This is a genomic window from Rhodosalinus sp. (assembly GCF_046542825.1).
Classification (GTDB): Bacteria; Pseudomonadota; Alphaproteobacteria; order Rhodobacterales; family Rhodobacteraceae; genus Rhodosalinus.
Genome location: NZ_JBKHAQ010000022.1, coordinates 1 through 14189, shown reverse-complemented (window position 1 = coordinate 14189; position 14189 = coordinate 1). Strand labels below are relative to the sequence as shown.

Below are 14189 nucleotides of genomic sequence, written 5' to 3'. Positions count from 1 at the left end.
CGCGCGCGGCGCGGCCGCATGGGTATTTGAGGACCATTGAAAGATGCAGGTGCGCGGGATTTTCGAGACGATGGAGTGGGGTCCGGCGCCCGAGAGCGCGGCGGAGGCGCTGGACTGGATCGCGCGGCACGGCGGGCGCTTCGGGCATTTCATCGGCGGGCGGTTCACCGAGCCGGGCGAGACCTTCGCGACGAAGAGCCCCGCCACCGGCGATGTGCTGGCGGAGGTGACGCAGGCGAGCGCGGCGGAGGTGGACGCGGCGATGGCGGCGGCAAAGGCGGCGCAGCCCGGCTGGGCGGCGCTGTCGGGGCACGAGCGCGCGCGGCATCTCTACGCGTTGGCACGCGGGGTGCAGCGACAGGCGCGCCTCTTCGCGGTGCTTGAAACTCTCGACACCGGCAAGCCGATCCGCGAGAGCCGGGACATCGACGTGCCGCTGGTGGCGCGGCATTTCTCCTACCACGCCGGGATGGCGCAGCTGATGGCCTCCGGGATGCCGGGGCGCGTGGCGCTGGGCGTCTGCGGGCAGATCGTGCCGTGGAACTTCCCGCTGCTGATGCTGGCGTGGAAGATCGCGCCGGCGCTGGCCGCGGGCAACACGGTGGTGCTGAAGCCCGCGGAGTGGACGCCGCTGACCGCGCTGCGCTTCGCCGAACTCTGCCGGCAGGTCGGGCTGCCCGAGGGCGTGGTGAACATCGTCACCGGCGACGGGGCGGTGGGCGAGGCGATCGTGGCCCATGCCGGCGTGGACAAGATCGCCTTCACCGGCTCGACCGAGGTTGGGCGCCGCATCCGCCGTGCGACGGCCGGCACGGGCAAGGCGCTGACGCTCGAGCTGGGCGGCAAGTCGCCCTACATCGTCTTCGACGACGCCGATCTCGACTCGGCGGTCGAGGGGCTGGTGGACGCGATCTGGTTCAACGCGGGGCAGGTGTGCTGCGCGGGCTCGCGGCTGCTGGTGCAGGAGGGGGTGGCAGAGCTCTTTCACGCGAAGCTGCGCGCCCGGATGGACCGCTTGCGCGTGGGCGATCCGCTGGACAAGGCCGTCGACGTGGGCGCGGTTGTGGACCCTGCACATCGCGCGCGCGTGGCCCGGATGGTCGCGCAGGAGAGCGAGGGAGAGGTCTGGCACGCGGCCTGCCCGATCCCCGAGACGGGCGCCTATTACCCGCCCACGCTGATCACCGGGCTCTCGCCCGCCTCGCCGCTGATGCAGGAGGAGATCTTCGGCCCTGTCCTGGTTTCGGGCACCTTCCGCACGCCTGAGGAGGCGGTGCAGCTTGCCAATGACACGCGCTACGGGCTCGCCGCCTCGGTCTGGTCGGAGACCCTGAACCTTGCCCTCGGTGTCGCGCCGCGGCTGGAGGCCGGGGTGATCTGGGTCAACGGCACCAACATGTTCGATGCCGCCGCGGGTTTCGGGGGCCTGCGCGAAAGCGGCTTCGACCGTGAAGGCGGCTGGGAGGGGATGCTGGCCTATACGAAGGACGGCGGTGAAACAAAGCCGCTCGTGCCCGTCGCGCCGATGACGGGCGAGGCAGGCCAGCAGGGCCTCGACCGGACCGCCAAGCTCTACATCGGGGGCAGGCAGGTGCGGCCCGACGGCGGGTATGCGCGCGATGTCTTCGGCGCCGGCGGCCGGCTGCTGGCGCAGGTGCCGGCGGCCGGCCGAAAGGACGTGCGCAACGCGGTGGAGGCGGCGCGCAAGGCCAACGGCTGGGCGCAGGCCACCGCCTACAACCGCGCGCAGGTGATCTATTACATGGCCGAGAACCTGTCTGCGCGGGCGGCCGAGATCGCGGACCGGCTCGACGCGATGACCGGCACGGGCGAGGGTGCCGCAGAGCTTGAGGCCTCGGTCGGGCGGCTGTTCCACTGGGCGGCCTGGGCCGACAAGTGGGAGGGCCGGACGAAGCCCGTGCCGCTGAGGGGCACGGCGCTGGCGATGCGCGCTCCGGTGGGGGTGATCGGGGTGTTCTGCCCGGACGAGTCGCCGTTGCTGGGCTTCGTCACCTGCCTGGGTGCGGCGATGGCGATGGGCAACCGGGTGGTGGCTATCGCATCCGAGCCCTTTCCGCTGGCAGCCACGGATTTCTGCCAGGTGCTCGAGACCTCGGACGTGCCGGCAGGGGTGGCGAACGTGCTGACCGGCACGCATGCGGACCTGGCGCCGGTGCTGGCGGCGCACATGGACGTCGAGGCGGTCTGGTCCTTCTCGTCGTCGGATGTCTCGGGCGCGATCGAGCGCGAGAGCGCGGGGAACCTGAAGCGTACCTGGGTGAACCACGGTCGCGCGCGGGACTGGGCCGGCGCTGCGGGCGAGAGCGTTGCGTTCCTTGAGGCCGCGACCGAGGTGAAGACGGTCTGGGTGCCCTGGGGCGAGTGAGCCCGGGGCGCGCGCTGCGGCGGCGGTGGCAAGGGGGGCTGTCTGCCCCCCTCGGCGGCTTTCGCCGCCTCACCCCCCGAGGGTATTTCCGGCAAGAGGAAGGACTAGGGTCGGGTGCCGGGCGGGCGGCGGCGCCGCGCAGGCTCATGGCCAGAGATCGGTGGAGAGATACTTGAGCCCGCTGTCGCAGATGATGACGGCGACGGTGCCGCCCGCTTCGGGGCCCGCGAGCAGGTCGAGCGCGGCGGCGACATTGGCGCCGGCCGAGAAGCCGGCGAAGATGCCCTCTTCGCGGGCGAGTGCGCGGGCGGTGGCGCGGGCCGCCTGTCCGCTGACAGTAAGGTAGCCGTCGACCGGCGCGCCCTGCAGCAGCGGCAGGTCGCGCATCGCGTAGCCGCCGCCCTGGATGGGGTGGCCCGGGCGGGTGACCTTGGCGCCGGAGAGGGCGGCCGCGCCCTCTGGCTCTACAAGGTAGCCGCGCAGGTCGGCTGCGTGGGCCTTGAGCGCGCGGATCGTGCCCGCATAGGTGCCGCCCGAACCCGCGAAATCGGCGAAGGCGGTCAGCGTGCCCCCCGCGTCGTCCCAGAGTTCCGGGCCCGTGGTGCGTTCGTGGGCGAGCGCGTTGCCGGGATGGCGGAACTGGTCGGCGCGGAAGGCGCCGCGCGCGGCTGTGAGGCGCCGGGTCTCTTCCTCCACCAGCGCGAGGTCGGCGCCGGAGACCTCGCCCGGCTGGGAGCCCTCGGCCTGATCGACGAGCACCACCTCGGCGCCCAGTGCGCGCATCATCCGTGCCCGCTCGGGCGAGTTGCCGCGGCTCATCACCGCGACGAAGGGGTGGCCGCGGGCGGCGCAGAGGATGGCGAGGCCGGTGCCCATGTTGCCGGAGGTGAGTTCGACCACAGGCTGCCCCTGCGTCAGTTCTCCGCGTTGCGCGGCAAGATCGAGGATGCCCCTGGCGGCGCGGTCCTTCTTGGAGAAACCGGGGTTCAGGTAATCGAGCTTGGCGAGGATGCGGCCCCGGAGGCCACGTGCGGCAACCATCCGGTCGAGCCAGACCGCGGGCGTGCGCCCGATCGCATCGCTGATTCCGTGGTGCGCTTGCATCGCGGTCCCTCCGCACGGCGAGGCTAGAGGGGTGGGCACGGGCGGACAAGCGGCTTGCGCCGGCCCCGTGGACCTTGCCCGCGCGCCGGCCTAGTCTGCGCCGCGAAACGTCCCGGAAAGGATCCGCCATGCCGCTTCGCTTCGCGCCCGACGACGCCAGCGCCCTGCCACTGACCCTGCTCGGCACCGATGCGCTGGGCGACTGGCTGGCGGGGCCGGGGGCCGCGCATCGCGCCTGGGTCGAGGCTCAGGGCTTCAGGGCCGGGTTGGGCGAGGTGGTTCTGCTGCCGGGCAAGGGCGGCCTGGCCGGTGCCGTCGCAGGCTATGGCGATGGGGCCGCGCGGGCACGGCAGCGGTTTCCGCTGGCGTCCGTGGCACAGGCCCTGCCGCCCGGCGACTGGCGGATCGCCGAGGGGCTGCCGGCGGAGGTGGCGGAGACCGAGGCGCTGGGCTGGCTGCTCACGGGCTATGCTTTCGCCCGCTACCGCGAGGGCCCCGAGCGCCCCGAGCGGCGGCTGGTCGCGCCCGCAGGCGTCGACCCCGACCGGATCGAGACGCTGGCCGAGGCAGAGGCGCTGACCCGCGATCTGGTGAACACGCCGGCCGCGGACATGGGACCCGCCGCGCTCGAGGCGGAGGCCGCGGCCCTGGCCGCGCGCTTCGGCGCGCGGATCGAGGTGACGCGCGGCGACGACCTGCTGTCCGGAAACCTGCCGCTGATCCACACGGTGGGCCGCGCGGCGGCCGAGGCGCCACGGCTGATCGATATCCGGCACGGCGATGTCGGCCCGCGGCTGACGCTTGTGGGCAAGGGCGTGTGCTTCGACACCGGAGGCCTGGACCTGAAGCCCGCGCAGGCGATGGGGCTGATGAAGAAGGACATGGGCGGCGCGGCGACCGTGCTGGGTCTTGCGCAGATGATCATGGCAGAGGACTGGCCGGTGCAGCTGCGCGTGCTGATCCCCGCGGTCGAGAACGCGGTGGCCGGCAACGCCTTTCGCCCCGGCGACATCCTGACCTCGCGCAAGGGGCTGACGGTCGAGGTCAACAACACCGACGCCGAGGGGCGGCTGGTGCTGGCCGACGCGCTGGCACTGGCCTGCGAGGAGGGACCCGATGCGCTGATCAGCATGGCGACGCTGACCGGCGCGGCGCGGGTGGCCGTGGGGCCGGACCTTGCCCCCTTCTTCACCGACGACGACGCGCTGGCGCAGGGGCTGGCGGAGGCGGGCGCGCGCTGGGCCGACCCGGTCTGGCGCCTGCCGTTCCACGCGCCCTACGAGGCGATGATCGAGCCCGGCATCGCCGATCTGGACAACGCGCCCTCGGGCGGGCTGGGCGGCGCGCTCACCGCCGCGCTCTTCCTGCGCCGCTTCGCGGAGGGCGCGGGCGCCTATGCGCATTTCGACATCTACGCCTGGCAGCCGCAGGCGGCGCCCGGACGCGCCAAGGGCGGGCTGATGCAGGGGGCACGGGCTCTGCGAGGGGCGTTGCCGGGGGCGCTCGGCCTGTGACCGACCGGCGGCTCACGCCCGCCAACGGGCGCGTCGCGGCCGCGCACCTGAAGGGCTGGGTCGCGGCAGAGCGATATGTCGAGGGGGAGGCTGCGACGGTCGCCGTGCCGGTGGCCGATCTGCTGGCGGCGCCGGACGGCGCCCGCGACCGCCAGCTTCTGCTGGGCGAGGCGGTCACGGTCTACGAGCGTCGCAACGGCTGGGCCTTCGTGCAGGCGGAAAAGGACGGCTACGTCGGCTATCTGGACGCGGCGGCGGTGAGGGGGGCGGGGACCCCGACACATCGTGTCGCGGCGCGGGCCACCCATGTCTATCCTGCCCCGGACATGAAGCGGCGCGAAGCCATGGCGCTGAGCCTTGGTTCGCGGCTCACTGTGACCGCGACCGAGGGCCGCTTTGCTGCGACGCCGCTGGGCTTCGTGCCGGTCGTGCATCTCGCACCGCTGGAGGTGCCGGAGACGGATCCGGTCGCGGTGGCCGAGCGGCTTCTGGGCACCCCCTACCTCTGGGGCGGCAACTCGGCCGACGGCATCGACTGTTCGGGACTGGTGCAGGCCGCGCTGCTCGCCTGCGGCATCGCCTGTCCGGGCGACAGCGACATGCAGGCGGCGCTGGGCGCCGAGGCCGAGGGGCCGCCGCGCCGCGGCGACCTGCTGTTCTGGAAGGGGCATGTGGCACTGGTGCGCGATGCCGGGACGCTGATCCATGCCAACGCGCACCATATGGCGGTGAGCGTGGAGCGGATAGAGGAGGCGACCGCGCGGATCGCGGCGCAGGGCGACGGACCGATCACCGCGCGCCGCCGGCTCCGGGCAGAGGGGCAAGGCGCTTGAAAAGCGCCTTGCAAGCGGTTTGCAAACCGCTTGCCCCCGCCCCCGGTCGTAGCGCTTCAGGCCGCGGAAAACCCCGCCTCCAGCGCCGAGAGGATCGTGTTCACCTCTGCCTCCGAAATCGTCAGCGGCGGCGACATCAGGATATTGTGCATCCCCAGCCGCACCATCGCGCCGGCCTCGTAAGTCGCCTGATGCACGCGCTTCATGGTGCCTGCGTCCATCGGTGTCTTCGCGGCCCGGTCAGAGACGATCTCGATTCCGGTCATCAGCCCATGCCCGCCGCGCACGTCGCCGATGATGTCGAACCGGCCCGCAAGCTCGCGGACGCCGTCGTGAAGCTGACGGCCCCGCGCCGCCGCGTTGCTCTTCGTGTCGAGGCGCAGGGTCTCCTCCAGGCAGGCCACAACGGCTGCTGCGCCCACCGGATGCGCCGAGTAGGTGTAGCCGTGATAGATCGCGCCCTCGGCCTCGGCTTTCTCGAAGACCTCGGCCACCTTCTCGTTCACCAGTGCGGCGCCCACCGGGAAATAGCCGCTGGTGATGCCCTTGGCGATGCTCATCATGTCGGGCTGCACGCCCCAGTGCCGCGCGCCCGACCAGTCGCCGGTCCGGCCGAAGCCGGTGATCACCTCGTCCGAGATCATCAGGATGCCGTGCCGGTCGCAGATCTCGCGCATGAGCTTCATGAAGCTTTCGTGCGGAACGATCACGCCGCCCGCGCCCTGGATCGGCTCCATGATGAAGGCCGCGATGGAGGAGGGATCCTGGAAGGCGATCTCGTCCTCCATCGCCGCCGCGATCCGCTGCGCCAGCCGCTCGGGATCGCTCTCGTCGAAGGGGTTGCGGTAGGTGTAGGGGCTGGGCAGGTGAAAACACCCCGGCAGCATCGGCTCGTAGGCGGTGCGGAAACGCGCGTTGCCGTTCACGCTCGCGCCGCCCCAGTGGGTGCCGTGATAGCCCTTCTTCAGCGACAGGAACTTGATGCGCCCGGGCTCGCCCCGCAGCTTGTGATACTGCCGCGCCAGCCGCAGGCAGGTGTCCACCGAATCGGAGCCGCCCGAGGTGAAGAACACCCGCGCCATGCCGTCCTCGGCGAAGAATTCGCGCACGGCCCAGCTCGCCTCGATCGCCGGCGGGTTCGTGGTGCCGGCGAAGGCGGAGTAATAGGGCAGCTCGTGGAGCTGGCGCGCGATGGCCTCCTTCACCTTGTCGTTGGAATAGCCCAGGTTCACGCACCAGAGGCCGCCCACCGCATCGACCGCGGAGTGCCCGTCGATGTCGGTGATGCGCACGCCCTCGGCGCTGCGGACGATTCTGGGCGCGTCGGTCTGCGCCGCGCCGGGATGGCCCATCGGGTGCCACAGATGGCGCGCGTTGTTCTCCCTGAGAAAATTGTCGTCCTTCATGGGCCTGGCTCCGAAAGCGGGATTTGATCAAATCCTACCACCGCCAGCGGCACCGTCCAGCAGCGCGCGCCCGCTTTTTCAATGGTCCGGAAATACCCATTCTCCCCGCTCGCACCGCGCAAGGCCGTTGGACAGCGCGCCCCGCAACGCTTACATGACGCGTTCATGGCCAGAAAGACCGACACCGCGAGCAGGAACTACAGGGTCGTGGCGGAGAACCGCCGCGCCCGCTTCGACTATGCCATCGAGGAGGACCTCGAGTGCGGGATCGTGCTGCAGGGCTCGGAGGTGAAGTCGCTGCGCCAGGGCGGCGCCAACATCGCCGAAAGCTACGCGACCGTGGACGACGGCGAACTGTGGCTCGTCAACAGCTATGTCGCGCCCTACGAGCAGGCGAAGACCTGGGGCCACGAAGAGCGCCGGCGGCGCAAGCTGCTGGTCAACCGGCGCGAGCTTGCACGGCTCTGGAACGAGACGCAGCGCAAGGGCATGACGCTGGTGCCCCTGGTGCTCTACTTCAACCACAAGGGCATCGCGAAGCTGAAGATCGGGATCGCCAAGGGCAAGAAGACGGTCGACAAGCGCGCGACCGAGGCCAAGCGCGACTGGCAACGCCAGAAGGCACGGCTGCTGAAGGAGCACGGCTGAGACGTTTGCCTGGCGGACGCGGCTGCGCCGCGACACCTTCACTGGGGCCGCCTGTCGGCGGCAATGCGATCTGCGAGGGGATATTTTCACCAAGAAGAAGGACCGGGGTGCTCATCGGGCTGCGCCCGGCAATGGAGTCGGATGGGTCCACCGCAGTGTGCGCATTGGCAGGTCCGGGCCGGACCCGGCGGCTGCGTGCCCTGGCGCCGGGCGGCGCCCTTGCCGTGCGACTGCCGCTGTCGTAGGCAGATGCCACGGTCCCGTGCAGAGGGAGGCGCAGGGTGACAGACGATCCGAAGGTGCTGGTCTCGACCGACTGGCTCGCCGCGCATCTGGACGACCCGGACCTGCGGGTGATCGACGGCTCCTGGTACCTGCCGGCCATGGGCCGCGACGCGCGCGCCGAATACGAGGCCTCGCATATTCCCGGCGCCCGGTATTTCGACATCGACGAGATCGCCGACGCGCGATCGGACCTGCCGCACATGGCGCCCCCTGTGGAGAAGTTCATGAGCCGCCTGCGCGCGATGGGCGTGGGCGACGGGCACCAAGTGGTGGTCTACGACGGTGCGGGCATCCTGTCGGCCCCGCGTGTCTGGTGGACCTTCAAGCTGATGGGCAAGGAGGATGTGGCCGTCCTCGACGGCGGCTTTCCCAAGTGGCAGGCGGAGGGTCGGCCGGTCGAGGACATGGAGCCGGTGATCCGCGACCGGCACATGACCGCGCGCCGGCAGAACCATCTCGTGCGCGACGTGACCCAGGTTTCTGCCGCCGCCAAGCTGGGCGACCACGAGATCCTGGACGCACGGTCGCCCGAACGGTTCCGCGGCGAGGCGCCCGAGCCGCGCGAGGGGCTGCGCGCGGGGCACATTCCCGGGTCGCGGAACCTGCCCTACGGCGATCTGTTGAACGAGGACGGCACGATGAAGGACGAGTCGGGGCTGCGCGCGGCCTTCGCCGCGGCCGGGGTCGACATGTCGAAGCCCGCGATCACCACCTGCGGCTCGGGGGTGACGGCGGCGATCATAAACCTGGCGCTGGCCCGGCTGGGCAAGGCCGACCATGCGCTTTACGACGGGTCCTGGGCCGAGTGGGGCCGCTTCCCGACCCTGCCCGTCGCGACCGGAGAGGCCTGATGTTCGAGACGCTGAGCACGCAACCGCCCGACAAGATCATCGAGTTGATGAAGTTCTATGCAGACGACCCGCGCGAGGGGAAGATCGACCTTGGCGTGGGCGTCTACAAGAACCCGGAAGGCGTGACGCCGGTGATGCGCGCGATCAAGGCCGCCGAGAAGCGCCTGTGGGAGGAGCAGACCACCAAGGCCTATGTCGGGCTGGTGGGCGATCCGGCCTTCAACGACGCGATGGTGGAACTGGTGCTTGGTGACGCGGTGACGCGGGCGCAGGTGGCCTCTGCCGCGACGCCGGGCGGCACGGGCGCGGTGCGGCAGGCCTTCGAACTGGCGCGGATGGCAAGGCCCGACCTGCGCGTCTTCGTCTCGGATCCGACCTGGCCCAACCACCTGTCGATCCTCAGGCACCTGAAGATCGAGACGGTGCCCTACCGCTATTTCGACAGCGCCACCTGCACGGTGGACTTCGAGGGGATGCGCGAGGATCTGGCGGCGGCCCGGCCGGGCGACATCGTCCTGCTGCACGGTTGCTGCCACAACCCGACGGGCGCCAACCTGACGCTGCCGCAATGGGGGCAGGTCGTGGCGCTTCTGGCAGAGACCTCGGCCACGCCGATGATCGACATCGCCTATCAGGGCTTCGGCGACGGGCTGGAGGCCGATGCGGCGCCCACGCGGCTGGTGGCCTCGTCCTGCCCCGAGACGCTGATCGCGGCCAGCTGCTCGAAGAACTTCGGCGTCTACCGCGAGCGCACCGGCGCGCTGATGGCGGTGGCGCAGGACACCGACCGCGTGGCCGCGCTGCAGGACAACCTCGCCTATCTCAATCGGCAGAACTATTCCTTTCCGCCCGACCACGGCGCGCGGGCGGTGACGATGGTGCTGACCGATCCCCGGCTGCGCGCCGACTGGGAGGCGGAGCTGGAGGAGATGCGCACCGGCATGTTGCGCCTGCGCGAACAGCTTGCCGCGGAACTCAGGGCGCGCTCCGGCTCGGACCGGTTCGGCTTCATTGCCGAGCACCGCGGCATGTTCTCGCGCCTGGGCGCCACGCCCGAGCAGGTGCAGCGACTGCGCGACGATCACGGTGTCTACATGGTGGGCGACAGCCGGATGAATATCGCGGGCCTCAACGAGAGGACCGTGCCGCAACTGGCCGAGGCGATCGTCAAGGCGGGCGTCTGAGCGGGCAGCCTCCTCGGGTCCGGATTGCCTCCGGGTGGCGCGGGCTTGCGCCCGCAGGCCGGGGCCGGCGGGCTGAACCTGCACACCCTCTTCCGGCGGATCGAGGCGGAGCGGGCGAGGTGGCCACCGGACGAGATGTACGCCTGCGCCGGACGAAACCTGCCTGTCGGCAAGCCGTCAGAAGGCGGTGCGGCCCGACGCCTCCAGCAGCCAGACATCGCCCTGCTCGAAGACCGCCGGCACCAGCGGGCGGCCATAGCCGGCGCCGCCGTCGAGGTTGATGCGGTTGGAGTGACGCGACGGGTAGTCGCCCGGCGTGTGCCCGTGCACGACGAGCCACGGGAAGGGCTCCGCGTGGCTGAGAAAGGGCTCGCGTATCCACAGGAAGTCCTCGGGATCCTGCTGCTCCCAGGGCACGCCGGGCCGGATGCCGGCATGCACGAAAAGCAGGTCGCCCGCGCGGTGATGCGTGGGCAGCGTCTGCAGGAAATGCAGGTGGCCGGCCGGAACCGCCTCGCGCGCGGCGGCAAGGATCGCCTCGGGCGTTTTCAGCGCGTCGATGTCCACGCCGTAGGAGATCAGCGTCGCGCGCCCGCCGAGACGGTCGGCGAACCAGTTCACGCGCGACAGGATACGGTGATGGTCGAGCGTGTTCATGGTCAGGAACCGCTCGAACATCTCGTCGTGGTTGCCCTTGACCACGGTCCAGGGGCGGCCCGCGTCGATCCCGCCGATCAGCCGCTCCAGCACGCCGCGGCTGTCTGGGCCGCGGTCCACCAGATCGCCAAGGAACACGATCGGCGCCCCGGCGCCGCCGTCCGCCTCGATCAGGGCAAGCGCGCGCTCGAGTTCGCCAAGCTGGCCGTGGATGTCGCCGACGGCGTAAAGAGGCTGGGGGGTCATGCGTCCTCAGGTGGGATGGGCGGCGCCTGCGATCAACGGGTCCGCTCGGTCGGCCCTTGCAGGCCTCCTCGCGCCGCCTGCGCGAAGAGGCCCGCAAGGCGCCGATGAGCGGTTCGCTCAGGCGACGTCGAACTCCAGCGGCTTGATCTGCCCGAAGAGCCCCGTGTCGTTGAGTGCCGCGATCGCCTTGTCCGGTACGGGCTCGTCCACGTAGAGCAGCGCGATGGCCTCGCCCTTGGCTTCCTTCCGGCCGAGGGTGAAGTTGGCGATGTTCACCCCGTTGCCGCCCAGCGTGTTGCCCAGCGCGCCGATGATGCCGGGGACGTCCTCGTTGGTTGTGTAGAGCATGTGCTGGCCGACCTCGGCGTCGATGGTGATGCCCTTGATCTGGATGAAGCGCGGCTTGCCGTCCGAGAACACGGTGCCGGCGATGGAGCGCTCGCGCTTCGCCGTCACCACCGTGACCTTCACATAGCCCTCGAAGACGCCGGACTTGGCCTGCTTGGTCATCGAGGTCCTGATGCCGCGCTCCTGCGCGACAACCGGGGCCGAGACCATGTTCACGTCCGGGTTGGCGCGTTTCAGGATCCCGGCGATCACCGCGCAGTTGAGCGCCTCCAGGTTCATCTCGGAGGCCACGCCGTCATAGAGGATGTTGATCGCCTGCATCGGTTCGTCCGTCATCTGTCCGATGAAGGCGCCCAGGTGCCCCGCAAGCTTGATCCACGGTCCCATCACCTTGGCTTCCTCGGCGGTGACGGAGGGCATGTTGAGCGCGTTCTGCACCGCGCCGGTGAGCAGGTAGTCCGACATCTGTTCTGCCACCTGCAGCGCCACGTTCTCCTGCGCCTCGGTCGTCGCGGCGCCAAGGTGCGGCGTGCAGACCACGTTGGGCAGGCCGAAGAGCGGGTTCTCGGTCGCGGGTTCGACCTCGAACACGTCGATGCCGGCGCCGCCGACGTGGCCCGATTTCAACAGGTCGGCCAGCGCCGCCTCGTCCACCAGCCCGCCGCGGGCGCAGTTGATGATCCGCACGCCCTTCTTCGTCTTTTCGAGGTTCTCGCGGCTCAGGATGTTGCGCGTCTGGTCGGTGAGCGGCACATGCAGCGTGATGAAGTCGGCCCGCTTGAGCAGGTCGTCGAGTTCGACCTTCTCCACGCCCATCTGGTCGGCGCGCTCCTGGCTCAGGAAGGGGTCGTAGGCCACGACCTTCATGCGCAGGCCGCGCGCCCGGTCGCAGACGATCGAGCCGATGTTGCCGGCGCCGATCACGCCCAGCGTCTTGGCCGTAAGTTCCACGCCCATGAAGCGCGACTTCTCCCACTTGCCCGCGTGGGTCGAGGCGCTGGCCTCGGGGATCTGGCGCGCGACGGCGAACATGAGCGCGATGGCGTGTTCGGCCGTGGTGATCGAGTTGCCGAAGGGCGTGTTCATGACGATCACGCCCTTCTTCGAGGCGGCCTCGCGGTCGACGTTGTCCACGCCGATGCCGGCGCGGCCGATGACCTTGAGATTGTCGGCGGCCTCCAGCAGTTTCGCCGTCACCTTGGTGGCCGAGCGGATGGCCAGGCCGTCGTACTGGCCGATGATATCCTGCAGCCGTTCCTTGTCCTTGCCCACGTCGGGCATGAAATCGACCTCGATCCCGCGGTCGCGGAAGATCTGCACGGCGGTGTCCGACAGCTTGTCGGAAACGAGAACCTTGGGAGCCATTGGGGTTTCCTTGAAGAGCGGTGCGTGCCGAGCACGCACCCTACGGTTGGGTTGCAAGGCAGGGCGCGTCGGCGGACGCGCCTCGCGGAAGATCGGGGGTAGGGTGCGTGCTCGGCACGCACCTCGGGATCACGCGGCCTGCGCCTGCGCCTCGATCTCGGCGTGGAAGGCCCAGTCGAGCCAGGGCAGCATCGCCTCGATATCGGCCAGCTCGACCGTCGCGCCGCACCAGATGCGCAGCCCCGGCGGCGCGTCGCGGTAGGCGCCCACGTCGAGCGCCGCGCCCTCGGCCTCCAGCCGCCTCGAGACGGCCTTGGCGAAGGCTGCGCCGTCCGTGATCCGCGAATCGGTGAACCTGAGGCAGACGCTGGTGTTCGAGCGCGTCGCCGGATCGGCGGCCAGGTTGTCGATCCAGTCGCGCGCGGCGCAGAAGTCCCAGACCGCCTGCGCATTGGCATCGGCGCGGGCCTTGAGCGCATCCAGTCCGCCGATCGAGCGCGCCCAGTCGAGCGCCAGAAGGTAGTCCTCGACGCAGAGCATCGAGGGCGTGTTGATCGTCTCGCCGCGGAAGATGCCCTCGTTGAGCTTGCCGCCCTTCGTCATGCGGAAGATCTTGGGCAGCGGCCAGGGCGGCGTGTAGCTTTCCAGCCGCTCGACGGCACGCGGGGACAGGATCAGCATCCCGTGCGCGGCCTCGCCGCCCATCACCTTCTGCCAGGAGAAGGTGACGACATCCAGCTTTTCCCACGGCAGGTCCTGCGCGAAGGCCGCGCTGGTCGCGTCGCAGATCGTCAGCCCGGCGCGGTCGGCAGGGATCGCATCGCCGTTCGGCACGCGCACACCGCTGGTCGTGCCGTTCCAGGTAAAGACCACGTCGGCGTCGAAATCGACCCGGGCGAGGTCCACGATCTCGCCGTAGTCGGCCTCGCGTACGGTGGCGTCGAGCTTGAGCTGCTTGACCGCATCCGTCACCCAGCCGGCGCCGAAGCTTTCCCAGGACAGCATCTCGACCCTGCGCGCGCCCAGCATCGACCACATCGCCATTTCCACGGCGCCCGTGTCCGAGGCGGGCACGATCCCGATGCGGTAGTCTTCGGGCACGCCCAGGATCTCGCGCGTGCCGTCGATGGCAGCCTTGAGCTTGTCCTTGCCCACGGCAGCGCGATGCGAGCGGCCGAGCGCCGCGTCGGAAAGCTTGTCGAGGCTGAAGACGGGGGGTTTGGCACAGGGGCCGGAGGAAAAGCGCGGATTTCCCGGCCGCGCGGCCGGTTTGGCGGGTCCAGTCATGGTATCCTTCCAGATATGCGCCCCTCGTTGGGGAGGGGTGTCCCGCCGCCGCGGATACGCCGCGGCCGCGGCTTT

The 14189-nt window shown here is 70.3% G+C and carries 11 protein-coding genes; 6 read left to right on the top strand and 5 right to left on the bottom strand.

Annotated features, from left to right (window positions below; genetic code table 11):
* Positions 1 to 43: 43 nt before the first annotated feature.
* The gene (locus tag ACLFOB_RS04820; RefSeq protein WP_410925187.1) at positions 44 to 2386 is read left to right on the top strand and encodes an aldehyde dehydrogenase family protein; all 2343 of its coding nucleotides are present in this window, start codon (positions 44 to 46) and stop codon (positions 2384 to 2386) included.
* A gap of 144 nt (positions 2387 to 2530) precedes the next feature.
* Here ACLFOB_RS04820 and ACLFOB_RS04815 read toward each other — a convergent pair whose 3' ends face one another.
* Complete coding sequence (locus tag ACLFOB_RS04815) at positions 2531 to 3490, bottom strand: PLP-dependent cysteine synthase family protein (RefSeq protein ID WP_410917836.1); 960 nt, start codon at positions 3488 to 3490, stop codon at positions 2531 to 2533.
* Between the two features lie 128 nt (positions 3491 to 3618).
* Here ACLFOB_RS04815 and ACLFOB_RS04810 point away from each other — a divergent pair, with 128 nt between their 5' ends.
* Positions 3619 to 5004: a leucyl aminopeptidase family protein gene (locus tag ACLFOB_RS04810; RefSeq protein WP_410925185.1), complete on the top strand. Its 1386-nt coding sequence runs from the start codon at positions 3619 to 3621 to the stop codon at positions 5002 to 5004.
* On the top strand, positions 5001 to 5837 hold the full coding sequence (locus ACLFOB_RS04805; protein ID WP_410925183.1) for an NlpC/P60 family protein: 837 nt from the start codon (positions 5001 to 5003) through the stop codon (positions 5835 to 5837). Before ACLFOB_RS04810 ends, ACLFOB_RS04805 begins: the two co-directional genes overlap by 4 nt.
* Positions 5838 to 5893: 56 nt before the next feature.
* On the opposite strand, the gene ACLFOB_RS04800 is transcribed toward ACLFOB_RS04805, so the two are convergent.
* Positions 5894 to 7243, bottom strand: coding sequence for an aminotransferase class III-fold pyridoxal phosphate-dependent enzyme (locus tag ACLFOB_RS04800; protein WP_410917976.1), 1350 nt, complete (start codon positions 7241 to 7243; stop codon positions 5894 to 5896).
* Positions 7244 to 7408: 165 nt separating this feature from the next.
* Between ACLFOB_RS04800 and smpB the strand changes: the two genes are divergently transcribed.
* The 3 genes from smpB to ACLFOB_RS04785 all read left to right on the top strand — a co-directional run bounded on the left by smpB (position 7409) and on the right by ACLFOB_RS04785 (position 10211).
* Positions 7409 to 7891, top strand: a complete 483-nt coding sequence (gene smpB / locus ACLFOB_RS04795; protein WP_410917977.1) for an SsrA-binding protein SmpB — start codon at positions 7409 to 7411, stop codon at positions 7889 to 7891.
* A 281-nt stretch (positions 7892 to 8172) separates the two neighbouring features.
* Positions 8173 to 9027, top strand: coding sequence for a 3-mercaptopyruvate sulfurtransferase (sseA, locus tag ACLFOB_RS04790; protein WP_410925181.1), 855 nt, complete (start codon positions 8173 to 8175; stop codon positions 9025 to 9027).
* Positions 9027 to 10211, top strand: a complete 1185-nt coding sequence (locus ACLFOB_RS04785) for an aromatic amino acid transaminase (RefSeq protein ID WP_410925179.1) — start codon at positions 9027 to 9029, stop codon at positions 10209 to 10211. Before sseA ends, ACLFOB_RS04785 begins: the two co-directional genes overlap by 1 nt.
* A gap of 177 nt (positions 10212 to 10388) precedes the next feature.
* Here the strand turns inward: ACLFOB_RS04785 and ACLFOB_RS04780 are convergent, their stop codons facing one another.
* From ACLFOB_RS04780 to ACLFOB_RS04770, 3 genes are all read right to left on the bottom strand, one after another.
* Positions 10389 to 11114: a metallophosphoesterase family protein gene (locus ACLFOB_RS04780; protein WP_410925177.1), complete on the bottom strand. Its 726-nt coding sequence runs from the start codon at positions 11112 to 11114 to the stop codon at positions 10389 to 10391.
* A gap of 117 nt (positions 11115 to 11231) precedes the next feature.
* Positions 11232 to 12827 carry a phosphoglycerate dehydrogenase gene (gene serA, locus ACLFOB_RS04775; protein ID WP_410925175.1) on the bottom strand — a complete coding sequence of 532 codons (1596 nt, stop codon included), beginning with the start codon at positions 12825 to 12827 and terminating at the stop codon, positions 11232 to 11234.
* 129 nt (positions 12828 to 12956) lie between these two features.
* Positions 12957 to 14114 carry a phosphoserine transaminase gene (locus tag ACLFOB_RS04770; RefSeq protein ID WP_410925173.1) on the bottom strand — a complete coding sequence of 386 codons (1158 nt, stop codon included), beginning with the start codon at positions 14112 to 14114 and terminating at the stop codon, positions 12957 to 12959.
* Between the last annotated feature and the right edge of the window lie 75 nt (positions 14115 to 14189).